This window comes from Enterococcus sp. HY326, from assembly GCF_026157065.1.
Lineage (GTDB): Bacteria > Bacillota > Bacilli > Lactobacillales > Enterococcaceae > HY326.
The window spans coordinates 82,441-107,806 of the sequence record NZ_JANLGQ010000007.1 but is presented as its reverse complement, the minus strand read 5'-3'; the positions used below and the strand labels follow the sequence as shown (position 1 = coordinate 107,806).

At 37.0% G+C, this 25,366-nt stretch carries 20 protein-coding genes; 13 read left to right on the top strand and 7 right to left on the bottom strand.

The annotated features are described in order from the left end of the window. Positions 1–13: 13 nt before the first annotated feature. Together ORH16_RS16370 and ytpR are read left to right on the top strand one after the other, a co-directional pair. Positions 14–481, top strand: a complete 468-nt coding sequence (locus ORH16_RS16370) for a universal stress protein (protein WP_265459957.1) — start codon at positions 14–16, stop codon at positions 479–481. Positions 482–574: 93 nt separating this feature from the next. After that, positions 575–1,186 carry a YtpR family tRNA-binding protein gene (ytpR, locus tag ORH16_RS16365; RefSeq protein WP_265459956.1) on the top strand — a complete coding sequence of 204 codons (612 nt, stop codon included), beginning with the start codon at positions 575–577 and terminating at the stop codon, positions 1,184–1,186. Positions 1,187–1,321: 135 nt separating this feature from the next. Here ytpR and ORH16_RS16360 read toward each other — a convergent pair whose 3' ends face one another. Further along, positions 1,322–1,498, bottom strand: a complete 177-nt coding sequence (locus tag ORH16_RS16360; protein WP_265459955.1) for a hypothetical protein — start codon at positions 1,496–1,498, stop codon at positions 1,322–1,324. 15 nt (positions 1,499–1,513) lie between these two features. Further along, complete coding sequence (locus ORH16_RS16355; RefSeq protein WP_265459954.1) at positions 1,514–2,740, bottom strand: MFS transporter; 1,227 nt, start codon at positions 2,738–2,740, stop codon at positions 1,514–1,516. Between the two features lie 222 nt (positions 2,741–2,962). Here ORH16_RS16355 and ORH16_RS16350 point away from each other — a divergent pair, with 222 nt between their 5' ends. Further along, entirely contained in the window at positions 2,963–3,619 is a 657-nt protein-coding gene (locus ORH16_RS16350; RefSeq protein WP_265459989.1) for a Crp/Fnr family transcriptional regulator, read from the top strand. Positions 3,620–3,760: 141 nt separating this feature from the next. On the opposite strand, the gene ORH16_RS16345 is transcribed toward ORH16_RS16350, so the two are convergent. Further along, on the bottom strand, positions 3,761–5,068 hold the full coding sequence (locus tag ORH16_RS16345) for a S1C family serine protease (protein ID WP_265459953.1): 1,308 nt from the start codon (positions 5,066–5,068) through the stop codon (positions 3,761–3,763). A 448-nt stretch (positions 5,069–5,516) separates the two neighbouring features. Between ORH16_RS16345 and rlmH the strand changes: the two genes are divergently transcribed. Beyond that, positions 5,517–5,996 (top strand): 23S rRNA (pseudouridine(1915)-N(3))-methyltransferase RlmH, encoded by a 480-nt coding sequence (rlmH, locus tag ORH16_RS16340; RefSeq protein WP_265459952.1) that lies wholly within the window; start codon positions 5,517–5,519, stop codon positions 5,994–5,996. 572 nt (positions 5,997–6,568) lie between these two features. After that, a complete protein-coding gene (locus ORH16_RS16335; protein WP_265459951.1) occupies positions 6,569–7,852 on the top strand; it encodes a WG repeat-containing protein in 1,284 nt (427 codons plus the stop codon). Positions 7,853–8,158: 306 nt separating this feature from the next. Here the strand turns inward: ORH16_RS16335 and alsS are convergent, their stop codons facing one another. The 3 genes from alsS to ORH16_RS16320 all read right to left on the bottom strand — a co-directional run bounded on the left by alsS (position 8,159) and on the right by ORH16_RS16320 (position 11,185). Then, entirely contained in the window at positions 8,159–9,838 is a 1,680-nt protein-coding gene (gene alsS / locus ORH16_RS16330; RefSeq protein ID WP_265459949.1) for an acetolactate synthase AlsS, read from the bottom strand. Positions 9,839–10,016: 178 nt separating this feature from the next. Continuing rightward, the gene (locus ORH16_RS16325; protein ID WP_265459948.1) at positions 10,017–10,664 is read right to left on the bottom strand and encodes an endonuclease III domain-containing protein; all 648 of its coding nucleotides are present in this window, start codon (positions 10,662–10,664) and stop codon (positions 10,017–10,019) included. A 152-nt stretch (positions 10,665–10,816) separates the two neighbouring features. Then, positions 10,817–11,185, bottom strand: a complete 369-nt coding sequence (locus ORH16_RS16320; protein WP_265459947.1) for a winged helix-turn-helix transcriptional regulator — start codon at positions 11,183–11,185, stop codon at positions 10,817–10,819. A 165-nt stretch (positions 11,186–11,350) separates the two neighbouring features. Between ORH16_RS16320 and ORH16_RS16315 the strand changes: the two genes are divergently transcribed. The 3 genes from ORH16_RS16315 to ORH16_RS16305 all read left to right on the top strand — a co-directional run bounded on the left by ORH16_RS16315 (position 11,351) and on the right by ORH16_RS16305 (position 14,365). Beyond that, a complete protein-coding gene (locus tag ORH16_RS16315) occupies positions 11,351–11,881 on the top strand; it encodes a YbhB/YbcL family Raf kinase inhibitor-like protein (protein WP_265459946.1) in 531 nt (176 codons plus the stop codon). Between the two features lie 28 nt (positions 11,882–11,909). Continuing rightward, positions 11,910–12,998, top strand: a complete 1,089-nt coding sequence (locus tag ORH16_RS16310) for an L-dopachrome tautomerase-related protein (protein ID WP_265459945.1) — start codon at positions 11,910–11,912, stop codon at positions 12,996–12,998. A 317-nt stretch (positions 12,999–13,315) separates the two neighbouring features. Then, positions 13,316–14,365 (top strand): zinc-binding alcohol dehydrogenase family protein, encoded by a 1,050-nt coding sequence (locus tag ORH16_RS16305; protein WP_265459943.1) that lies wholly within the window; start codon positions 13,316–13,318, stop codon positions 14,363–14,365. Between the two features lie 103 nt (positions 14,366–14,468). Here ORH16_RS16305 and ORH16_RS16300 read toward each other — a convergent pair whose 3' ends face one another. Next, the gene (locus tag ORH16_RS16300; protein ID WP_265459941.1) at positions 14,469–15,974 is read right to left on the bottom strand and encodes a helix-turn-helix domain-containing protein; all 1,506 of its coding nucleotides are present in this window, start codon (positions 15,972–15,974) and stop codon (positions 14,469–14,471) included. 237 nt (positions 15,975–16,211) lie between these two features. Here ORH16_RS16300 and ORH16_RS16295 point away from each other — a divergent pair, with 237 nt between their 5' ends. The 5 genes from ORH16_RS16295 (at position 16,212) to ORH16_RS16275 (ending at position 25,352) form a co-directional block, all read left to right on the top strand. After that, the gene (locus ORH16_RS16295; protein ID WP_265459940.1) at positions 16,212–17,315 is read left to right on the top strand and encodes a tyrosine-type recombinase/integrase; all 1,104 of its coding nucleotides are present in this window, start codon (positions 16,212–16,214) and stop codon (positions 17,313–17,315) included. Positions 17,316–17,792: 477 nt separating this feature from the next. Beyond that, entirely contained in the window at positions 17,793–18,899 is a 1,107-nt protein-coding gene (locus ORH16_RS16290; protein ID WP_265459939.1) for a tyrosine-type recombinase/integrase, read from the top strand. A 298-nt stretch (positions 18,900–19,197) separates the two neighbouring features. Continuing rightward, a complete protein-coding gene (locus ORH16_RS16285) occupies positions 19,198–19,470 on the top strand; it encodes a hypothetical protein (protein WP_265459938.1) in 273 nt (90 codons plus the stop codon). A 34-nt stretch (positions 19,471–19,504) separates the two neighbouring features. Next, positions 19,505–19,969, top strand: coding sequence for a winged helix-turn-helix domain-containing protein (locus ORH16_RS16280; RefSeq protein ID WP_265459937.1), 465 nt, complete (start codon positions 19,505–19,507; stop codon positions 19,967–19,969). A 283-nt stretch (positions 19,970–20,252) separates the two neighbouring features. Continuing rightward, positions 20,253–25,352 carry a WxL domain-containing protein gene (locus ORH16_RS16275; protein WP_265459936.1) on the top strand — a complete coding sequence of 1,700 codons (5,100 nt, stop codon included), beginning with the start codon at positions 20,253–20,255 and terminating at the stop codon, positions 25,350–25,352. Positions 25,353–25,366 lie beyond the last annotated feature (14 nt).

Sequence of the window (25,366 nt, the reverse complement as noted above, 5' to 3'; positions counted from 1 at the left end):
ATGAGGTGCCCGCATGGAACAAGAATATCAACGCATTTTAGTCGGAATTGACGGCAGTCAACAGGCGCAGGAAGCCTTTGAAAAAGCCGTTGAGGTTGCCAAACGTAATCACTCAGCTTTGTTTGTGGCCAATGTCTTAGACCAAAAGGCTTATAGCTTTATAGGCTTTGCGCCCATCAGTGAAACGGTCGTCGAGACGGAAATTGATCAGTCCAAGTCCTTGATTGATGCAGCGAAAGCTTATGCTCAAAAAGCAGGTGTTACAGAGGTTGAAGGGATTTTAGCCTATGGTTCAGCTAAAGAAGCGATGGCCCATCAATTGCCCAATAAATATCAAATTGATTTGATTATGGTCGGCCAATCCGGTTTAAATGCGGTAGAGCGTTTTATGCTGGGTAGTGTTTCCAGTTATATTATTCGTGAAGCACCCTGTGATGTCTTAGTTGTAAGACCGACCCATCAGGAAAAAGCGAATTCTTAGAGGACTGTGAAAACCCCATGACTTCCTTGGGGTTTTTTGTTATGATAGGGCATGTTGACCTATGGAATTTTGATTAAATTGGAGGAATAACCTGTGATTTTTGCATACAATAAAGAAAATGTTGGCGATACGCTGTTGGTGATTGTCAATGATGACCACGCCCAAGAAAATTTTGTCATCAGAAAAGGTGATGTTGCTCGGGTGACATTAGCGGATGATACAGTTGTAGCTTGGAACTTTTTTAATATCTCAAATTATCTAGAGATTCAAGGAAACGGCCAAGTTTCTCTGACGGATGAAGATATTATGAAACTCAATAGCTTATTGATGGCAGCAGGCTTTACGGAAACATTGACAGCAGATGATGAGCCAAAAATCGTCGTTGGCTTTGTTAAGAGCAGTAAAAAACACCCTGACTCGGATCATTTGTCCATCACACAAACCGAAGTCGGAGATGGTGAAGTTTTACAAATTGTCTGCGGCGCTCCCAACGTCAAAGCCGGTCAAAAAGTAGTCGTTGCCAAACCCGGCGCAATGATGCCGGATGGTCTATTAATTTGGCCAGGCGTCTTGCGAGGTGTCGAAAGCTTTGGCATGATTTGCTCCGCCAAAGAATTGCATTTGCCAGATGCCCCAGAGAAAAAAGGCATTTTAGAATTGCCTTTTGATGCGGTGGTTGGTGAAGCCTTTGCAGTTGGGAAATAAAAATTGTAGTTGATTTTTTTAAAAGCAGTTCTTCCTTTTTATCAGGGGAGAGCTGCTTTTTCTGCTCTTATATAGCTTTCTCTTTAGTAAGAAAAAATACCAACAAAAGTAATTCGCTTTTGTTGGCAGCCACCTTTACCCAATAATATTATCATTGCCAACAACCCGGCGCAGCTGGATGACAGCTGAGTCCAGCTCCTTTTGGCGATTATCTAAAAGGTGGGTATTTTCTTCAATATGTTCGAGGCGTCGGCAAATTTCATCTAGTTTTTCGATGGCTTTTTGGAAAGTATCTAAGTAGGTTTCATTCATTTTTCTCACTCCAATTTATATTTCTTCATCGACTTCGATTAAATCTTCAAGGGGCGCAGCTTCCACAGAGTCTGCTGTAGCGGGTACTGATTTGTAAAAAAGCTTATAAAGGATGGTACAAAAAAGCGGTAAAACGGCAGCGCTGAGGTACATGCCTTGAAAGGAAAGTAGAGTGCGCAATTCACCAAATAAGTAGGGGCCAACACCTAGGCCTAAATCCAAGCCGACAAAATAAGTTGACAGGGCAATCCCAATTCTTTGGCTATCGGCCATTTTTAAACAAATGGCCTGCCCGTTTGACATAAAGGTGCCATAACCCAAGCCCACCAAAGCGCCGGCCACTAATAGCATCCAAGCAGAGCTAGTGAGACTTAAAACCACCAGACCAGCCGTCAGAAATAAATAGCTGGGGTAAATCACTGCATTTTCTCCGTAGGCATCAAAAATTTTTCCAGACATTGGTCTAGTGGCGGTGATAACTAAGGCGTAGACGACAAAGAAAAACGAGCTAGCGGTCACCAGATGAATCGTTTGTGCGTAAGAAGAGAGAAAAGAAAGCACGCTTGAATAGGCCAAGCCCATAAAGAAAGCAACAAAAGAAATAAATAAGGCTTTCTTCTCAATAAAGCTCTCCAGCTTCCATGAGGCTGCAGCTTTTTTTTGCGACGCTGACAAGCTGATATTTTTTACCGGGAAGAAAAAGCAGGCTAGCATAGTAGCGGCAATCATCACAATCGAAGTGAGGATGATTGTATAAAAGCTGGTAGTATTTAATAAAATCATTCCCAGAAACGGTCCAATGGCGGCGGCCAAGCTAGTGCTCAAGCCATAATAATTAATTCCTTCACCACGTTTTTTCATGGGAATATAGGCTGTCACAATGGCGTTAGTGGCGGTTGAAACTGTTCCGTAGCCAAAGCCATTCAAAAAACGCACGAGATATAAAATTCCGATAGTCGGCATGTAAAGATAAGCAATGGTGGTCAGCAAATAAAAAATGGCACCATAACGCAGGACGGCTTTGCGGCCGTATTGCTCCAATTTTTTTCCCATAAATAAGCGGGCCAATAGTGTTCCAATAATATAAATACCAGAAGCTAAACCAGCTTGACCTAAGCTGGCATTCAAATTATCTTGGGCGATGACGGCAATAATCACCATCAATAAATAATAAACAAGGTAGACAATAAAGTTAATCATGGTGATGCTGATAAAGCCTTTGTTAAATAATTTTTCCTCCATCAATTCTGCTCCTCAAATGAAAATTTTCTGCAAATAAATATTTTACGAGCTAAGCGTACGCAATTTCCACGGAGAAAAAAAGCTGATTTGCTGCGGTTCTTTGTTGTAAATAAAATACGATAACAAAAAGCATTAACATTTGTTGTTGTTTTTTGCTAGGTCTTTCGCTTAAATAGTGGTAAATTAATGGAGAATTATTGCCTAATTGGAGCGTGTCAGCAGATGGACAATCACATCTTGAAAAATTATTTAAGTAGCCAAGAATTTCCAGTGGTCATAAAGGATCGAAAAAAATATTTAACCTATGAAGGATTGCAGGATCGTTTTGTTTATATTTTGAAAAATGGGGTCATCAAAACCAGCGTTATTTCCCGTGATGGACGGGAATTTAATTGGCGCTACATCAATACTGTCGAGATTGTTTCACTGTTACGGGATGAATATTCTCAGTTTACCGATGCGCCCTTTAACATTCGTATCGAGTCACCACAGGCGGAACTGTATCGCATTGATCGGGTGCGTTTTTGGCAGGATGTGAATCAAAGTTTTGAACTGCAAAATTATGTGAAGGATTATTATCGGGAACGGCTCTTATTTTCCATGAAAAAGATGCAGCAGATGCTGATGAACGGCAAATTCGGGGCTGTCTGCGCCCAAATTAATGAGTTGTATGAAACCTTTGGCGTTGAGACTCCAGCCGGCTATTTAATTGATTTTGTCGTGACCAATGAGGAAATTGCCCACTTTTGCGGAATCACCTCGGCTAGCAGTGTCAGCCGAATGCTGCAGCAGCTGAAGGATTTAGGCGCAATTGAGCTGCAAAATCGTAAAATAATTATTACTGACTTGGAGCAGATTCAAGAAAATATTGTTATCTAACCGATTTTGCTGCTGAAATTCGCAAAATCTATCCGATCAGCAAGGCCTCAGCCAATCGAATGGCTGAGATGTTGAAAAATACATGAAAAAAAGGAGCAATCAGCTGAGATTAACTGATTGCTCCTTTTTTCCTGTTGGTTATTAGTTGCTATTCGTTGTGCTACCACTATCGGTGTTTAAATCGGAAGTCGTCATTGTCAAATTGACTGTGACAGTTTGTTCTTCACCATCTCGGTAGTAGGTCACGGTAATTGAATCGCCGACGCTCTTATCATACAATTTACTCTTCAAGTCGCTGCTTGAAGTAACTTCTTCGCCGTCAATGGCGGTGATGACATCGTATTGTTGCAAGCCAGCTTCATCAGCAGGGGAGCCGCTGACAACCGACGCAATCACTGCACCAGAAGTCACATCTTCAGGGAGACTAGATAGGTATTGTTCCCGTTGTTGTGAGCTGAAGAACGACAAGTCGTACATCTTTACACCTAGCCCTGGACGAGTAACTTCGCCGTTTTCAACTAATTGATTGATAATTTTTACGACATCGTTACTTGGAATCGCAAAACCAATTCCTTCAACGCTTTCACCACTTGAAGTAGAAGTAATTTTACTGGAGTTAATCCCGATTACTTGGCCTTCAATATTGACTAAAGCCCCACCAGAGTTCCCTGGGTTGATTGCTGCATCTGTTTGAATAGCATAGCTTGTTACAACATTAGAGTTTTCAGTAGAAATTTGAACTTCACGATTTAAAGAAGAGACAATTCCTGAAGTAACGGAGTTGGCATAGTCTGTTCCTAATGGAGAACCAATGGCAATCGCTGGTTCGCCGACCGTTAGTGCATCAGAATCGCCAAATTCGGCAGTGGTGTCAATTCCTTCAGAGCTGACTTTTAAAACAGCGATGTCGGAATATTCGTCAGTACCGACTAATTCTGCATCGACAGAAGTTCCATCAGATAATAAGACGCTTAAACTATCAGCACCAGAGATAACGTGATTGTTGGTAACGATATAAGCTGTATCGCCGTCAATATTGTAGATAACGCCGGAGCCTTCACTGTATTCAGTCAATTCAGAACTGTCTGTTTGCGTGTTGCCAAACATATCCATTGAAGTGCTGGCTTGGTAATTAATAACTGAAACAATCGCATCTTGCACTTTGCTGACGGCATCGGTAATATCAGAATTAACATTAACAGAGACATTGCTGACTTGTGTCGTGCCAGATGTGTTAGATGTTGTATTGGTGTTTGTCGTGGTATTATTTGAACCACTGTTAAACGCTGCGTAGCCACCGACGATTAAAGCTGCCCCTAAAAGTCCGCCCGCCAAACCAATTCCAAAGCGTTTCAATGTTTCAGAAGCGCCAGATTTTTTCTTCTTTTTCCCTGGATTGGGTGTTTGATTATTATCATCAAAATTTTGGTAATTATTGTTTTCACTCATGGTAACCTAATCCTCCATTTTCTTTATCGGGTAGTCCATTCAGTATACCCGTAATCTATACCTATAGTCTACTGAGAGTATTTGAATTTTCAATGAAGAAGCCGTGGAATTTTTGCTACAATTGATGAAAAAAGTTAGATTTATTTGAATAATAAGTTATCCCCAGTTTTTGTGGATAACTAGGCGGATAATTGGGGATATCCCCACAAAACTTATCCACAATTCTGTTGATAAGTGGATAAGTTTTAGCGAAACATGAAAAATAAAACTTTTTCTTAATAGAGATATCCCCGGAAAATAATAAGTTATCCCCAAATAATGTGGAAATCTTTCATACTTGTCCACATTTAAATAAATTTTCACCTTCAAATACAACCAATAAACTGATTTCTTCAAAAGACAGCATTTCATGTTAAAATTGAGGAAATCTAAAGCAAGGAGCCCTCCCATGCAAATCAAAATCATCACAGTCGGAAAATTAAAAGAAAAATATTTAATAGAAGGAATCAAAGAATATACTAAGCGCCTCAGTAAATACAGCAAAATTGAAATCCTTGAAGTCCCCGATGAGAAAGCCCCGGAAAACCTGAGTGTCGCAGAAATGGTCCAAGTCAAAGAAAAAGAAGGCCAGCGTATCCTAGCCAAAGTCAAAGACAGCGAATACGTCTTTGCCCTCGCCATCAACGGCCAAAATCCTACTAGCGAAGCCTTCGCCAAACAAATCGAAAACCTCGGCATTCAAGGCAAAAGCCAGCTAACTTTTATCATCGGCGGCTCCCTCGGCCTCAGCACTGAAGTTCTTAATAGAAGCAATAGCCAAATTTCATTTGGCAAAATGACCTATCCCCACCAATTGATGCGCTTAATCTTAGTAGAACAGATTTATCGCTGCTTTCGGATTATAAAAGGGGAGCCGTATCATAAATAATGATATTTTTTGAAGGTGAGGGTTGGAGTATGAGTTTCTAAATCAATGTTTGGTTGTGATAATTGCAGATTGAAGTGATATAAGTTGATAGGATAATATGAACTATCTGTGGTTGTGTGTGTTGAATAACCTACTAAATCAAAAGCAGAAAGAATTTTAAAGAGGCATCAAGAAAAATGCTAATCGTATTGCAGTTGAAAGAAGAGAGAAGGCTTTTTAAGTCCTTCTTTTTTATTGAAAGTGAAAAATTGTATCCACGAAGTTTGAAATCTACTTTGTTGAGGGAAGCTAAACTAGTAAAATCGTCTGAAAAAGACTCGCTTTTAAATGACTCATCTTTCCATAAATAGATCTTAGTTCAAATATATTCATCACTTTATAGTTCTTGCCAACAAACGGATAGAATTTTTTGGTTGAAAAAGTAAAAAAATATTTTTTAGACCATAAATTATTCGCACTATATACTGATATAGTTAATTTTTCCAGTATAATTAAGATAACGGGTGTAATTTTTCGAACTGATATGAGTTTTGTTATTGGGTTATTATCAAAATTAAAAGGAGAAGATTCATATGGTTTTTCTTAAGAAATGGACTCAGAAGTTAATAGCGAGACTGAGGATACCACTAAGCTTAACTAAAATTAGAAGAGGAAACTTTTTATTTAACAAGAAACGACTTTTACACGTTGTTTTTATTTCGTTAATAATTTTAAATGTGATAGGAATGGGTGCCTGCTCTCAAGTTGAGACTAATCAGGATATAGAATCTCAAGAACAACTAGCTGTTGAACCAAGCGATAAAGAGACGGAATCATCTTCATCATCTTCTCGTGAAAATTTAGATACTCAAAACGTTTTTTCTTTTAAAACAACTGATAATATGTATGGCCTAGTGAACCAAGAATTAGATATTATTTACCCTCCTGAATATGATCGTGTGATTGTCAGGGGTGGCTACACATTGTTGGACAGCTATGATGAGGAGATAGAAAGGGTACTTATCGATAAGACTGGAAATGAGATTTTTAAATTAGAAAATGATACATCTTACGTAATTTATGTTATTGATAACAATCATTATATGTTGTCTTCTGATAGAGAATCACAGGTTTATGATTTTTCTGGAAATGATGTCACTTCTGTTGCTGGGAGTGCCTCACCGGGAAGTTTTGGTACATCTCTTTTATTGTTTCTTGATGAAGAAACGGGAACTGGGACAATTTTAGATGGAAATTTTTCCATTACGACAACTTTTGAAGCTAGTGATGTCATGGGTTCAGGTTTGGTAACGAGTGAAAATAAGAACTATTTTAGTTTTGCCGATGAGAATGGACTCTGGGGATTGATGGATGAAAACGGTGAGGTTATTATTGCACCCACGTATGATTATCTTTCCTCACCCAATCCAGAGGGCATACTTGGGTTTATTACAGGTGATGAAGGTGGTTTGATAGATCTATCAGGTCAAGTGACCGCAACAATAGAAGCTGGGGAAGAACAATACATTTGGCCAGCATTTAGCGGACCAGATACTCGAAGCGCTGATTATTTTTTCCATACAAATTTGAACAGCGATGTAAATGAGTTGCTAGATAGAAAGGGCAATGTTGTTCAAATATTTGAAGACTGGGACAACGATGTCTTAATACATGCTGGGGTGGCCTATTTATATGGTGGTACGACATTTGGTAAAAATGTACAGCACGTTTTTACTACTGAAAAAGAAGTGTTGTTACAAGATAGAGAAGGGAATCTCTCCTTATACAACAAATCAGACGGTACTTTATTAGTAGAAAAGAATATTGTGAAGGATTTGGAAGAAGTTAAGGGGGAACAATTTTGGTTTGTGAATTAGAAGTTTATTATACTTGAATAGGTACTTAAATGAAGTAGGAATACAAAAATTATTTACACATTATAACCATGAAGACCAATCACCTCATCAGGTGATTGGTCTATTTTTGTGCTCAAAACCAAAGGTGTGGCTGGTGCGGTTCCCCAATCGATACAACACTACTTGTGGCAATTGATTGATACCAAAAAGGAAGAGGGAGACCATCTCGTTAGACTACTTACAAATTTTGTTCGCATAAGCTTTTACACTTTCAAATGCAATTGGAGTTCCAGAAAGCTTGTTAGAAAAAAATTCTAATTTATATTTTTAGATTTTTTTCATGTCAACCTTGTCTCTTAAGTGAATATTTTGGCTATTATCTTCCCAAATTTCGATTACCATTGGTTCGTTGCTAGCGTATGCTTCAGTTAAGGCAGCATCTAGAGCTTGTTTATTGGTTGCACGAACGGCTTTGATTCCAAAACTCTCAGCCATTTTCTTATAATCGATATAGTCAATATCGACGCCTTCTTCTTGTCCATCGTAGTCTAGTTCTTGTTGAAATTCTACCATGTTATACTCTTTATCTACCCAAATTAATTGCACAATATTTAAATTATAATGGGCTACAGTGGCTAATTCTTGAGCTGAAAACATAAAACTGCCATCACCACCAGATGAAAGAATCTTTTCATTGGGACGTACCAAAGCGGAAGAAATTGCCCATGGTAAGCCAACTCCGAGTGTTTGCTGACCGTCGGACATTAGGAAATGCTTTGGTTGATAAACTTTCAAGTAAGACCCCATCCAGACTTCGTGACTACCGCCATCCATAACAACAGTAGTATTAGGATTGGCATCAAGAATGTTTTGTAATGAATTAACGATTTCAAGCGGGTGTAGGGAGTTTTCGGATGTCTTAGCAGGAATTGCCTTTTTAGCTGCTAGTTTTTCTTGCAAGATTGCTATAGTACCTTGCCAATCTTCAGAAATTGTTGAAGTTTCAATGATTTCAGTTAGGCTCTGTAAATTTTTGGCTATATTACCAAGTACTAGGGTTTCTGGTATAAACGCTTCATCCAAGTGGTCGATAGTAGTATCGAAATCGATAATGATTTTGTCATCGTTATTCCAAGCAGAAGCCCAATACTCAACTAAATTAAGGCCCAATGTAATTACTAAGTCGCTATTATAAACCGCCTCATCACCTGGCAGATTATTAAATAGGCCAACTCTACCAATGTAGTTTTTGTCAAATTCTTTAGTTAGTAGTCCAGTTGCTTGGAAAGTTTCAACGACTGGAATTTGAGTTTTAGTGACAAAGTCTTGGATGGCAGTCGCAGCTTCTTTAGTATCTGCTCTGGCTCCAATAAGTATTATAGGTCGATTTGCTTTTTTTATTTTTGCGGCAACCTCTGAAATAATTTCATTTTCCATAACAGTATTACCTAGTTGATCAGCTAATTTTAAAAATGCTAAGCCTTCTGTTTCAGTTTGATCTAATAAAATATTGCCAGGAATATCCATGAAGACTGCTCCAGGATTACCATCGATGCTAGCGAAATAGGCATTCGCAACTTCATCAGCTAGGGTATCGGTTGCTTGAATTTCTTTAGCATATTTGGTTAAAGTGGCATCATTCATAACACCAGCAATATTTGGATTTTGAGGATAAGGAGTATGCAATTTAGTCTGAGGTACCTGACCGGCTATTGCTAAAACTGGATCACCATCTGAAGTTGCTGTTGCTAGGGAAGTAACAAGGTTTAAGGCACCAGGACCAGAAGTTGTCATCACAACACCTGGACGATCAGTCAAACGTCCAATTCCTTGTGCCATAAATCCGGCATTTTGTTCATGGCGAACAGTAATTACTTCGATTTCTTTTTCTCTTTTTTTTAAGGCCATTAACAGTGGTCCTAATTTTCCTCCGGGTAACTGAAATACGTGTTTAACACCGTTTTTAATCAGTGTATCAACAATTAAATCTGCACCATTTTTACTCATAATAAATCGCTCCTAAAATTTTATTGCAAGTTGTTTATTAGGATTACGGACTTGTAAAGGTAATAAATTAGCTTACAAGAGCATAATAGTCCGAAAAATTGGTTGAGTAAATTAGGGAATTTATTTATACCTTGACTAAAAAAAATTGAGGATCTATAGATGCATAGAATCTTAAAGCCTACTCTATTATATTAAGCTTGAAATTGGATAAATAACCTTGTTGCCATGCTTCATCAGATTTAAGATGAACTTGTCCATAATCAATCAGCCAGCCATGAAGATTTTGAGCTTGTTGATAAGAAAAGTTTGGAGGCAGTAAAACCTTTGCCTGTAATTTAGAATAATTAAGCGTGCCTTTTAAGCCAAGGTTTTGAAAGATTCTCTGAGCGTAGCGATCGGCAATAAACATGGGACGATTGAAAACATAAACTAATAATACATCTGCAGTCTCCGGACCAATTCCCGAAATCGCCAGCAATTTTTCTCTAAGTAGAGTTTTATCAAGCTGGTCATAAACAGATAAATCAAAGTCATCTTCTTTAAGCCAGTTGAATAATCCATATAAAGTTTTGCTTTTATTTTTATAAAATCCACTTGGACGAATAAGTTCTTCGAGCCTATCATTGTTTAAAGCTACTATGGATTCAGGTTGTAGATTGGTTTCAGCTTTTAAATTGGCTAAAGAATAGTCAACATTTTTCCAATTAGTATTTTGCACAAGTACAGCTCCGATTGCGATTTCCCAAGGATTATCGGTATCCCACCATTTTCTATGACTCATTTTCTGGTTTAAAATTTCATATAATTCTTGGAGATTGTCAATCATAACCATCTCCTCCTTTTTATATTAGATATCGTATAGACACAAATTATAGAAAAAACTCCTAACTGAAATCATCTAAACGATGACCAGTAGGAGCTATTTTAATGAATATCAGTGCATCCCAATTTGTACTGCAGCAAGTTTTTTGGAAATATCTAATAATACAGCAGAGACTCTTCCTCTAATCTTCCAGAATTTTTTTTATTAAAATCCTCACCCCAATGATATAACATCTCAATTAACGGTTTTAGAGAATTTCCGTAATCAGTAATACCATAAGCAACCATCAAGGGTTTTTCCTGCAAGACTTTCCGATAAACGAGCCCATCTTGCTCTAAATCCTTCAATTGTAGTGAAAGCATTCTTCTCGTAATTCCAGGAATAGTTTTTTGAAGTTCACTATAGCGGTGTTCTCCTTCAAACATTAGATGATAAAGCAAGACACTTTTCCAGCGTCCGGAAATAATTTGCATGGTAGATTCAACCGAGCAGCCTTTTTCGCAATTATATATTTTTCTGGTCAATTTACTTCACTCCTGACTATCATGTCGTTCATTGTAGTCATATTTCATTTTTTTGTAAAATAATAGAGCTCCAATATTCCATACGTATAAAAAAATTCCCTAATTTACTTCTATTGAATTGCTGAGTATTCTTGATTTACATCAAAAATATTGGAGGAAAAAATTATGAATAATCCGTTTTTAGGTTTACCACTTGTTCCATCTTTTACTGTTACAAGCCCTGATATTCAAACTGGGGCTACTTTGGACTTGAAATTTATGTCAGGGATTTTTGGAATAGAAGGTGGGCAAGATGTTTCTCCTGCTATCTCGTGGGAAGGCGCTCCTTTAGATACGAAAAGCTTTGTTGTTACTCTTTATGACCCTGATGCACCAACTGGTTCTGGTTTTTGGCATTGGGCAGTCATGGATATTCCCGCATCTAGCACTATATTAAGTCAAGATGCTGGCAACGAAAATGGGCGTGGACTTCCAGAAGGTGCTATTCAGCTTCCTAATGATGCACGTGCGAAGAAATATATTGGTGCCGCACCTCCAAAGGGACATGGGGTTCATCATTATTTTCTAACAGTCTGGGCTTTAGATATTGAAAAAGTTGCTATTCCTCAAGACTCAACTCCAGCATTTTTAGGATTCAATATGTATACACACGTGTTAGCAAGAGGTGTCTTAAAATTTGAAGTAGAAGTGAAATAATTAGATTTACGAAAGGAAATGTTTAATTATGTTTTTACCAACTGAAAAAAATTTTGGTGAACTAGAACAAGTTCACGCATTTTATGATGAAATGCCAACAGGAGTTAGTATCAGTGAGAATGGTCGCATTTTTGTTAATTTTCCTGAATGGGGAGATAAAGTTAAAGCGACTGTGGCTGAGATTGTCGGAGAACAAGTTATTCCCTATCCAAATCAAGAACTGAATACGTTCAATTCTAAATATCCACAAAAAGCGTTTCTTAGTGTTCAAAGTATTGTGGCTGATGGTGCCGGCACTTTATGGGTACTAGATACAGCTGCGCCTAATTTCTCTGTACCTATTGAAGGTGGAGCAAAATTAGTTGCAATTGATTTGGCGACGAATACTGTAAAAAAAGTATACAGTTTTTCGGAAGAAGTTGTTTTGCCAACAACCTATCTGAACGATGTTAGGATTGATCTTCGTCGGAATGCTGAAGGAGTGGCCTATATAACTGACTCTTCCATTAAAGGTCCAGGTGCAATTATAGTGCTTGATTTGGCGACGGGGGATGCTTTCCGTATTTTAGATGGCAGTATATCGACAGCAGCAGATCCAAGTTTCTTACCCAAAGTTGAAGGGGAAATCTTGATGAATCGTGATTCTGATGGTTCTACTTCACCTTGGCAAGTTGCTGTTGATGGAATTGCGATTTCTCCTGGTGGAAAAATATTATATTTTAGCCCATTGTCAAGCCGACATTTGTATTCTATTGAGACTGATTTGATTTTTGATTCTGAGATTGCAGATCAAGATTTAGCAAAGCATGTAAAAGATTGGGGTGAAAAAGGTGCCTCCGATGGTATGATTACCGCTGAAGATGGCACTGTCTATGCTGGTGATTACGAAAATAACAGCATTAGAGCGATTCATCCTGATGGTACGATGTCCACTGTAGTTCATGATTCAAGAATCCTATGGCCAGATACTTTATCTATTGGGTCTGATAAGTACCTGTATTTCAATGCTAATCAGTTACAAAGACAAGCTGGCTTTCACAGAGGAATAGATTTACGGGAGAAACCTTACAGTCTTTTTAGAATTTATATTGGTAAAGGGCCAGCTAAAGTAAAGTAATTATTTCCAAATTAGCTGGAGTAAAATTATGCATAAGCATGAAAATTGGCATAAAGAATTAATAACACCACACCAAAATTACCATGTCATCAAATTTTATGATGGGACTAAGGGTGTTTTCAAAAAAGTTCGTCTGTTTAATATGAAAAAAGTTTGATTACTATCGGTTCATTCGGCTACGTCTATCGCAAAGAAGATATAGTAGAAAAAAAGACAAGCCTTCTCCACTGTCCACCAACTTATCAAGTAAAAGCCAAATTTTTTCATTTTTAGAGTTTTTGATTCATAATTTAAATAGAATTAAGGAGGGAAAATTTATGTCAGAGAAACAATATATGAATGTTATCGGTTTTTTTGAAGGTTTGCCACTTGAAGATGAGAATAGTTTTATTGATGAACGAGAAGTTATTCCGACACCAGGGCCTCAAGATATATTAGTGAAGGTAAAGTCGATATCAGTGAATCCAATTGACTCAAAATTACGGCAAACGACTCGAAAAAGAAATGCTTTACGAATATTAGGCTTTGATGCAGTAGGAGAAATAGTATCCCTTGGTAATGAAGTAAAAAAATTTAAACTAGGAGATCGGGTTTTTTATGCCGGCACTACTACTAGAGCTGGCAGTAATCAAGAATTTCAATTAGTTGATGAAAGAATTGCAGCTTTGGCGCCTGAGAATTTATCAGATGAGGAAGCCGCAGCTCTTCCTTTAACAGCATTAACTGCTTATGAGCTTTTGTTTGATAAGTTTAAGTTGATTCCAAAGGAAAATGCCAATAAAGGCAAACGGATTTTGGTTATAAATGGTGCTGGAGGAGTCGGTTCAATTCTCAACCAACTAGCTCACTGGGCTGGATTAGAAATTTATGCTACAGCTAGTCCCAAAAATTTTGATTGGTTAAAAAAATTAGGAGTCGATCATCCAATTGATTACCATGAAGATTTAAATCACAGTTTCCGACAATTAAATGTGGAACAAGTCGAATATATGGCTGTCTTATTTGATATCAATCTATATTTGGAGCAAATTAAACATCTCATTAAACCATTTGGACATGTTGGAACTATCGTAGGAGTTACAAAGCCCTTGGATTTAAACGATTGGAAGAATCTTTCCGTGAGTTTTGATTGGGAGTACATGTTTGCCAAAACAGATTATGATTACCTAATTGAAACACAAGGAGAAGCCTTAGCCTTAGTTGCTAATCTAGCGGACAAAGGGAGTATCCAGTCTACACTGAGTAAAGTATATTCTGATGGAATCAATGCTAAGAATCTAAAATTAGCCACTAAGGATGTTGAATCTGGACATATGCTTGGAAAAGTAGTCCTTAGCGGTCCATTTAATGGCCTAACAGATAAATAGTCCTGATTTAAAATAAAACCGAAGAAATTGATAATTTGCTTGAGAAACTCAATCTAAAGCATTTATCAATTCTATCGGTTTTTTTGTCCATTCCATTAGTATGTTATTCGTATTTTTTATTGTTATGCTCGATATTTTTTTCGAAAAGCCACATCGAAAGCTCTTCTGAATCAGCTATTGGATTGAAAAAGTTGATAATTTTACAATCTTTAAAGAGATCTCTTTTTTCATGAGCATATGTCAAATCATTTGTAATCAAGTAATCACAAGCGACCTCCTCGATCAATAAGTCATGAAAGGCAAAAAGTGGATGAGTTTGTAATCGTGTCTCTAGATATTCAAAACCGGTTTGAGCGTTAAAAAGATATTTTCCTAAAAAAATACCGATATGAATTTTGTTTTCCTCATACATGCCGCTACGAATGAGCAAAAGACCATATTGATCTAATAAATAACTCAGATTGAAGGGAGCCAATCCCATATTTGTGACGAATTGATTGATTTTCAGAATAGCTTGCTTCAAAAATCGATCACCAGCAACATGAAGATCTGGGTTTAACTTGGCAGCATTTATCACAATCTGATTCGAAAGGTCTTTATCCATATTAAAGAGTAGGCCATTATTATTAATGCAAAATAACATGAGCTCCAATCGTTTTTTTAAGATTGCATTACTAATTGTGGTGAAGGCAGGTGAAAGAATTTTCCTAGAATATTTATAGACTTGATAGAAGACTGTTTGTTGTTGTCGTTGTTGAATCAGAAAACGATTATATAGCCACCCTTCATAAGATACGAGAGGTAGTCCAAAAAAGAATTGCATTAACATATCAAATTCTGTTTCAGCTAATAATGACTCAGGAAAAGCTGAATCCTTTTGTAAGAAACTATCACGCAAATAAGGCGTATCCTTGGGATAACTAATTTTGAAAAAGTCGTTTTTGGATGTTTTATTACTAGTGCAAAAAAATGAACGATAATAAAAAATATAAAGCAAACGACGGATTCGTAGTTGGTTATATTGAGCTAAGGTAACATTGTCATAGTTTTCAATATGGAAAATTAGGCTCTCAATCATATTTTCTACTTCAGGTATTTCTTGGAAAACTTTAGCTGAAAGACTGTAAACTTCTTCAATGTAATGAAGATAAAAGAAACGGATTTGTTGTTCAGAGCCAATGATCTTGGTCTTTTTTAACTCTAATCCGTAATTGCTAAGTAAAAGCCGAAGACGACTGAGATAGCGACTAATACTAGAGGTGCTTAAAAAGAAAGTTTGTTCTAGCTGCTCATAGGTCAATGCGGGCTTCATCAGCATTTCCATCATTAGCTTATGCGGAATCGATTGTTGAAAAGTTCGGTTTTTGATTACAAGATAAGAGGAATTTTCCCGATACGTAATCCTCACCTCATGCATCAAATTATCACAAATTAGGTCTTCTTGGTAATTTTTTTGCATATTTTCTATTTGATAACGAAGTTTTTTTGGAGAGATGTTGAGAGCATCACAAATATCTTTTTTTAATGCTTGTCCATCCACTACCTCGAAGAATTTTAAAAGCTTTAATAAGCCTTGAGAGTTTGTATCTAGAGTACTTAGAATATCCATGTTTTCCTCCTTGAAATAACGCAAAACAATTATAAAGGACTTTTCAGATTATTGTAAAGAGTAAAGTTCAAGATGAAATCAAACTTCTAATTATAAATTGGCATGTAGATTGACAAAAAATGATAAGGAAAAATACTGTTATATGAATAAAATATAAAGGTAGAAGTTATGAATAATATGGAATTTTACTAATTAATAAATAAACAGGAGCCATGTAATAGGAGGTAAGTAATTTTTATGCGCAGAGGAGAAAATATATATAAACGAAAAGATGGGCGTTGGGAAGGGCGTTATATTAAAAATCGAACTCACGAGGGGAAGATTGTGTACGGTTATATCTATGGTAGACAGTACACTGAAGTAAAAGATCGCTTGAATATCATCCGATCACAAACGAATATTATTTTGATCAAAAACTCTTCAAAACCCACACTATATTGCATTTGGTTGGAAAAAGTGTTTTTTCCGATTTTAGAAAAACGGATTAAAGCCTCTACCTACACTACATATTATCGCTTGTATAAAAAAAACATCCTAACTTTTTTTAATCAAATTACCTTTGAAGAACTAACTGAAGAGCTTCTTCAAGAATTTATATCTTATTTGTGCGAAAAGGGGTTAAAATCTAATAGCATTCGTTTAATTTTGAGCTTAGTTAAACAATCGATTTCAGAAGCAGTACATCAAAAATTGTTAACGATAAATCCCATTCAGCGGCTACAATTTCCTAAACAAAAAAGCGAAAAAATTATTGCTTTGGAACTTCACCAGCAAAAAGAACTAGAAAAGCTAGCCAAGTTAAGTCATGATGGTTTGCCCATCATGATTTCGCTATATTCAGGACTAAGGATTGGTGAAATCTGCGGATTAACATGGGAAGATATTGATTTTGAGCTGTCGCTAATTCGTGTCAATAAGACAGTTAATCGTGTTTTAAGCAAAACAGGTGGAAATAAACGAACTGAGGTTGTGATTTCTCCTCCAAAGACAGATTTTTCCAATCGCTTAGTTCCGCTTTCTAAAACATTAAGTGATTACTTGAAGAAAGTAAAAAAAAACAGTTACTCTAGTTATGTAGTCTCTGTAAGAGATGGTCTGGCTGAGCCTCGTGTTGTTGGATATCGCTTCAAAAAGTTAATTAGCAATACAGAATTTTCGGAAATACATTTCCATATGCTTCGCCATACCTTTGCAACTCGTTGTATTGAAAATAACATGGATATTGTTACCTTAAGTCGAATTATGGGGCACCAATCAACCAAGTTAACCCTGGATATATATAGCGATTCTCTGATGGAACAACGAAAAAAAGAAATTTTAAAAATTGATAATCTTTTTTAATCCAATTTAAGAGTAGGAGAAATTTTTTTGCTAAATTAATCTCTTTATTTAAGAATATTTCTTAATTATTTGGCTATTTAAAGAAAATAGAAAAGAGCATGAAACCCTTTAAAACGTTGGGTTCATGCTCTTTTTGATGACAAATTAGTTTTCCGATAACTACGTATTAAGCGATTAAGATTATTATCTCTATGTAATTTAGTCTATAAACATTCATGTCAATTGTCAACCCAAAATATAATTATATTAAATTTTTTAGACAAAAAATGATGTTTTTTCATAAAAAATGATTTCATAAACTTCTTTGTAAAGTGTTGATTACGTTGATAAATAGCTCAAGTGATAGCTGTTGGTTTGTATCTAAATAAAATTTCTTTTTTTAGAGTATTTTATCGGGAAAATGAGTACTATTGCCCAAATATTATCAGATTTTTTTTTTAGCCGTCAAAATTTTAGTCATTGAGAGGATGCAAAGTCATGCGCAAAGGTGAAAATATTTACAAAAGAAAAGATGGTCGCTGGGAAGGGCGCTTTATTAAAAGGCGCACTAGCAAAAAAAAGATTGTCTACGGTTATGTATATGGAAAAAAATACCAAGAAGTGAAGGAAAAGCTCGCTCATATAAAAAGTTTACAAAAAGAAAAACCTGAAATTTCTTCAGAAAAAAATGATGGTGAGTATATTGCTTGGTTATTTAAACATTATTTACCAAGTATTGAAGGAAAGGTAAAAGAGTCAACATATTCAACTTATTTTCGCTTAGTCTCTATTCATATTGAACCTTTTTTTAAGGACAAATCATTTTCGGAAATTACTGACGAAACAGTTCAAGAGTTTGTTGACGTCTTGCTGCAACAACAATTGCAAAATAGCAGTATCCGTTTAGTGTTAAGTTTTTTGAAGCAATCAGTCTCTGCGGCTTTACGCCAAGAATATTTGACTAAAAATCCCATCCAACACATTCAGCTACCTAAGGAAAAACGTCATAACGTTCATGCGTTGACATTGAAGCAACAACAAGAGTTAGAAGATTTAGCTCGGCAAAGCGATTATGGATTACCGATTTTAGTATCTTTATATTCAGGACTCCGGATTGGTGAAATCTGTGGTTTAACTTGGGCAGATGTTGATTTTGAGCAGCAGACAATCAAAGTAAATAGAACGGTCAGCCGAATCATGTGTCAAAATATCAACTCAAGAAAGACGAAGGTGATTGTCAGCTCACCCAAAACAGACTCTTCGCAGCGCACCGTTATTATTCCAAAAATTCTTTGTACATATTTACTAGACATGAAAGAGGTTAGCACATCGCCATATCTGGTTTCTGCTAGATATGGCATGACAGAGCCGAGAGTAATCAACTATCGGTTTAAAAAAATTATTGCAAATAGTAAGTTCTCAGATATTCATTTTCATGCGTTGCGGCATACCTTTGCTACAAGGTGTTTGGAACAAGGAATGGATATTGCTACATTAAGTCGCTTGTTGGGACATCAATCGATTAAGTTGACTTTAGATACTTACAGTGACTCTACACTGAATCAAAAAAAGAAAGAAATAGAAAAACTAAATTTTTTATTTTAATAAAACTATTGTTAAACAGTTAAGCTAGACAAACTAAATTAGGCCTGACAAAAGTTGGTTTACAATTTTTTTGGCCGTCACTTTCGCCGTCACAATATCAAAAACTCAGGGTTACCAAGGCATGGTTTGCCTTTTCGCTTAATACGTAGTTATGAGAAAACTTATAATGATAGGTTGGCCCTTTGATATTTTAGGGTTACAAGAGACGTTCGTCAAGAAAATCAACACAAATTTTCAGTCTCTTTTTTCGAATTTTAGAAATTGATGAATGTAAGTAATTATTTCGTGTAGTCAAACAATGAATTTAGTAGGTGTGAAAATGAGACAAATTCTTTTATTAACCAAGAACTTCCACTTGGATAATGATTGGGAGACAAAATTTGAAAATTTAGGATATGAAGTATTTTGTTCCAGTATGCTTGTAGATAGGATTTTGATAGCTGGAGATACAAGTTTTTTTTCGCTCTTTAAGATAGTTGTGCTTAGTGAAAGTATTACCGATGAAGAAGTTGCTCAGATTAGCTCTTTTATAAAAAAAAAGGAAAGGACTAATCATCTATCGAATTACTAGTGATGTCTCTGAGAAAGAACAAGCTATTCCATCGGTGAGTCAAGTTAAGGTATTCACTTTGTCGTCATCAATGAGTTTGTCCAAAGTTCGAGAAGTTTTAGCTAACTCTATAAGAGATGAGGGGTTTACTTTAAAGTATTCACAAATATCTTCAACTGAGTTTTCTGATCATATTCCGATTCAATCATTAACTGCATTAGTTTCTAATTTATCAGGTAAAGAGAAAGTTTTCTTCAATATCCTTTACAGAAAAAAAGGTGAGTTTATTTCTCGGATGGATTTGAGTAAATTAATCTGGGAAAAAGACCCAAATAATTCAACATTGGCTCAACTGTCACAGATTGTCGGACGCGTTAAGAGAAAGATGCAGTCGACAGGTATTGATAGTTCTTTAATTAAGACTCATTGGAAAAAGGGCTACGCACTGCACTCATCATTGTACGAGAGTATTGAAATGCATAAAGATGATAGGACTATCCAAAAATTAGCAGTGTTGTAAGTGAAAGAAGAGGGGATGGTAAATAGTATAAATAAGATTTTTAAAGAGTGAGTTGGTTAGAGTCACTTAATACTTAATGTTGCAAATGTCTAAAATATTTTTCAGAAGGAGGCGATACATCCTTCACTTCTGAGCAGTCAGACATGCCAAAAATCAATGGATGTATTTCATAGACTCATAGAGTATGAAGATTTAGCTTGTATAGGTAATTGCTGCGAGCACGAATTTGAATGTGATACTGACTGTGCAGAAACATCAGAAAGAAGTGTATGGGGGGATAATAATGAAATTTAAAAGAATAATGGTTGGTTTTTTTGCAATCATCTTTGTCTTTGGTGCTCTAGGAATTGCTAGTGTGTTTCAGGAGGCAGATGAAACAAATGCAGCGGATGGTGATTCTGTTGCGAAAATTACGTTTAAGACGAGCAGCGATTATATTTTTGAAGATAATAGCATGTTAATAGAAGTTACAACTGACAGAGAGGCCATAGAAACAACAAAAATGCCAATGTTTAAAGATAATGATGCTTATAGTTTTGTTGGTTGGAAACTGACGGCTTTGCATTTGGCAGCTGAAACGGCAGTCAAACATCAATTGACAAGAGGTCAAAATCCGGAAACTGATCCGTATGACTTGATTGTTAATGAAATTTATGAACCACATGAAATACTTAGAACCGCTTTTTATCATGGAGATGAAGCAACTTTTGAAGCTGTTTATGAAGCTCAAGGAACAGAAGGCACGACAGATATTTGGGAACAAAATTATGGGACGACGATTGCTGAAAGAATTCCATCAATCAGTAATGTAGGGCCAGCTTCTAATAATATCATAGTGTATCGGTTTGATGGCAGTAATTTCACGCAACTCTCTGCACGGGGTATTTCACCAGATAATTTTAGAGCGGCTATGTTTGATATCTATCAAGATAATCAACCTGGAGAAGATTATGTTATCGCAATTACTGGTAATAGTACTCTTAATTTGGGAACAGCTGCCTATTCGTCAATTGGGAATAAAAATGAAACTGCTACAAATTCTTCTGACGTCAGTTTTTATTCCTTGAGTAATAGAGCAAAAAGTCTCACTATAACTGGTTCTGCAAGTGATCCGGTTGACAATACGCCAGCCACCAGTGCTCCTACTGGAAATGCTTTGTTGAATTTTAGTACTACTGCTGCTAACGGTTTAAATTTCGGTACGAATATCGAATTCCGAAATATTCGTTATCGTACGCCTTTTCTAGCTGCGAATGGAAATTCACTCACTTTGGGTGGTGGGAGTTGGGGGACAAGAGCTACTACGGTATACGGTGGAGCATATGACGGCGATGCCAATGCAAAACTAGGAGCTTCAGTGACCATTAATTCAACGGGGACTGGTGTTTGGAACCTATACGGAGGGACAAGAAGCGGTAACTTTAACGGAAATACTAATTTAGTTATTAATAGTTTTAGCGCTTCAATAACCACTGTCTCTGGTGGAAATGAATCATCCGGTGTCATTAATGGAAACACCAATTTATCAATATATGGCGGTAGGAATACCATCACAAATATATATGGTGGTGTAAACTCTGGTTGGGTGACTGGAAGTGCCTATACAAAATTGCGAGCAGTAGACTCTGCAAATCGTCCAACGGTCACTAATTTTTATGGTGCTTCTAATTCTGGAATCGTAGCTGGTAATGTTGAGACTCTTGTTGCTGGTCAAGGTGCTCTTACATCCAGCTTTTATGGTGGATCTGATACTGGCAATGTTGGGACTGAAGGCAATCAGAATTATATCAAAACTATTTTTGATTCTAGTTTATTCACTAATGGTAATTTTCCGTGGAGTGGAGGAAATAAGACTAGAGGGTTTATTTATGCAAATATAATTAATACAGTCCGTGCTGGCAAGACAACAACAACAGGCGCAATTGACGGATTTAATGGTTCTGCTGGAGATGACAGTGTGCGTTTAGGTATTACGGATGGAGGAATTAACTCGTTTGGCATTGACGATTCTGTTGGTAGAAAAAGCTATGCCTTCAATGCAGCAAAAAATTCATCTGGAAATGCATTAACGGTTATTACAATTGGTAATATTGATAGTCATATTTTGGGCGGGGCTTTTTCATCTGGTGGTGAAGAAGGTTATGCCCATGCTACAGGTGTCAAAGGATACTATGAAGGAGATGCTTTCCTCACAATAGGTATTTTAAATAGTGATGATTCACGAGCTGGCGGTTACAACTATTGTACCAGTACGAGTGGTTTTTCTAACGTAGGTGATGATTTAGCTTATAAGGTGGGGCCAAGTACCGCTACTAATAGCACTACTAATAGAACGTATAGGAGAAACGGTTGGGATATTTTTGGAGGTACTTCTAGAGCCGCGTCAGGAACCTATACCAGTTATGTAAGTGGAAATACTGGATTGATTCAAAACAATGTCTTGGCTCGTTGGACATATGGCGGTGGTTATTACGGAACAATTGATGGGAATACTAGTAATAAAGTATATGGTGGCTTAATAGATACTTTAGAAGGTGGCGGCTATTATACAGATAGAATTTGGGGAGATACCTTAGCAGAAATGCACAACGGAGAAGTCAACTTCTTCTTTTCCGGTGGCGGTTGGAACGATGATCAAATTTTTGGAAATGCCATAGCCTATTGTACTGGTGGGATTATTAATTGTGCAATTGGTGGAACATATGGCTCCGCCGCTCGGCACACAATCAATGGTAATTCAGATGTTTATGTAACCGGTGGTAATTTTTCTGGATATCCTAGTCATGGAACGCGCGGCTTTTCTGGCGGTCCAACTAATCTTGGAAGAATTACAGGGAATGTTTCTTTAACCTTGGACTTAAGAGGAACCTCCGGATTTCAGCTTCCTAGTGGGGTAAATATTACGGGTGGACAAAATACAAATGGTACAACATATGTAGGTTCATCTTTTGACAATACTATCACCTTAAATATTTATACAGATCCTGGATCAAATGTCTTAAATGGTGCTGTCATCTATGGTGATGCAGGAGATTCAGCCAGAACCGCTTCTGGACATATTACAATGAATATTGATGCTCCCGATTCTACAATTGGTAGTCTTTATGCAACATCTTACTCCAATATTAGCGGTGGTCGCACACTATTAAGAAATGTAGATATTAACGTTTTGCGAGCAGGGACAATCGGAGCTTTATCTGGAACTGGTAACAACACTTCAGATAATGTAACGAACTGGATTTATGAAAATGCTTCAGCTGAAGCTAAACATATTGATGTTAAGTTGGGTACAGAGCTTGCAGAGAATCCCTTTACTGGCTATGCAGTTAAACCAACAGATATACCTGCTGATCAAAAAAATATTACTTTCGGAGCTACGGGGCTAGTGAACTTTACCAGCCTAGCTGTAGAAAACGGCTTTAAAGCTTTAGCCGGGAATGGTGGTATTAAAAATGGTCGTAATGCGAGCGCAACCAATCATTACACTGATTATGATGATTTTGGTGATGTGACGATTAGTGATGGAGCAGGCTTTGGCGTGAACAATGATACGGGGATTCTTTCCTTGGGGAGAATGACAATTAATGGGGAAGCTTCGGTCTATTCCCCACCTGGCAACGGAAAAATCAATCTATCTTCGCTAACTATGAATGACGAGACTGCTCGATTAACTTGGCACAAACAAGTTGGTGGAGTAAGTCAAATGGATTCTTTCGGTGATTATTTTGGTATATCCAAAGCTTATCAAGTTTTGACATTTTCTTCAAATCCTGTGAATGAAAATATGTCTAATGCACTTACACCATTAAATTTCATGGGAATTGAGGATAATACCGGAAAAACTTTTGTTGGAGACTCAGATACAACAACTGGCAAAAACTTAAATTCAGCAGCGAATCATCGGCAATGGGGGATTATGATACCTGGGTCAATTATTGATTTTACAGTAAGTGGAGATTATGACCCAGAAGATTTGGACAATCGGCTTAGTGCAGGTACTGGGTTAATCAGTCACGATGTAACAGAAGCGAAAACAACATTGGAGCCACCTATGACTGCTTATGCTACCCAGCTTTCTGGTATTGAAAATGGTACAACGAAGGGACGGTTAGTGATTCCTATTTTAGATGAAAATCCTATTTACCCAACTTTAACTTTTAATCCTGATGATCCGACGGGTTCTTGGATACGAAAAGGAACCATTGATTCAACAAAGGTCACCAATCCGAGCTATGACGAAACTATTCCAGAGCAAATGGATTTAGACGCTGATCGGGAACTCGATCCTGATGCCAATATTATGCGTTGGAAGTCTGTGGATTGGACTATGGGAGCTAATACGGGCTCAGACGCCAATGAATATAGTTATACCATTGATATCGTCTTTTCAAATGAAATGACGTTAGAAGGAAAGAATGTCATTGTATCGGAAAGCGAAGCCAAAAATTTAACCAATGATAGTTTAGTAAGGACCGCTCAGTCAGTTTTTGGACGACCATTTTTGACAACTAGCCTCAGTCAAGCAGACTTAGCTTCTTTACAAGCTGGTCTAGAAGGCAGTTATTCAAAGAAAATCCCTGTGAAATATCATGTTCAAGATCATGAAACTAATCCGGCCAATGAAGCTGAAGGAACTTGGAATATCGTAATCGTTCCAGACACGGCAAAAATTTCAACCGAAAAGGACTTTGCAATCTATGCTAATGATGCAAAACTGACACCTGTAGAAGCCGATAGTATCACTCAGCCAACCTTGGATGCAAAAACAAATGCACAGGTGATTTATGCAGATAACACTGTTAATGGGACAGCGGAATTAGATGCAGAGTATCTGAATCAAATTAAATCTGCTGGTTTGGAGCCAGTTCCGATTACTTATACTACCTCTTATGATGGCGGTATAGGGGAAAGAACAATAGATATCACTGTTAATATCACAGTAGAAGGTATACTAACTTTACAATCTGCGCCTACCGTAATCGATTTTGGAGTCAGAGATATAACTCGAGGAGCGGTGATTGAGGATCCAACTTGGAGTGAAGATGACTTGATTATATCTGATACCCGAAGCACAAAATCAACCTGGTACTTACAAGCAAAATTAACTCAGGTACTAACTTCAGATCTTGATTCAAGCAAAACTCTTCCAGATGCGATTTATTATTATCGCCAAGATAATTCCGGTCGTGATGAGCCTTTGGATACTGAAGATCAATTGATTGCTTCAGGTAATATTGCCGATGATGAAACAACTTATAACATAAGTAGTGAATGGCTGGGAGGCGAATCAGCGGGATTCAAATTAAAAGTTCCCGCCGGAATAGTTCGTCAACTTGGAGAGTATCAGGCAGAAATCACGTGGACATTAAGTGATACACCGTAGAAAGGATGTTGAAA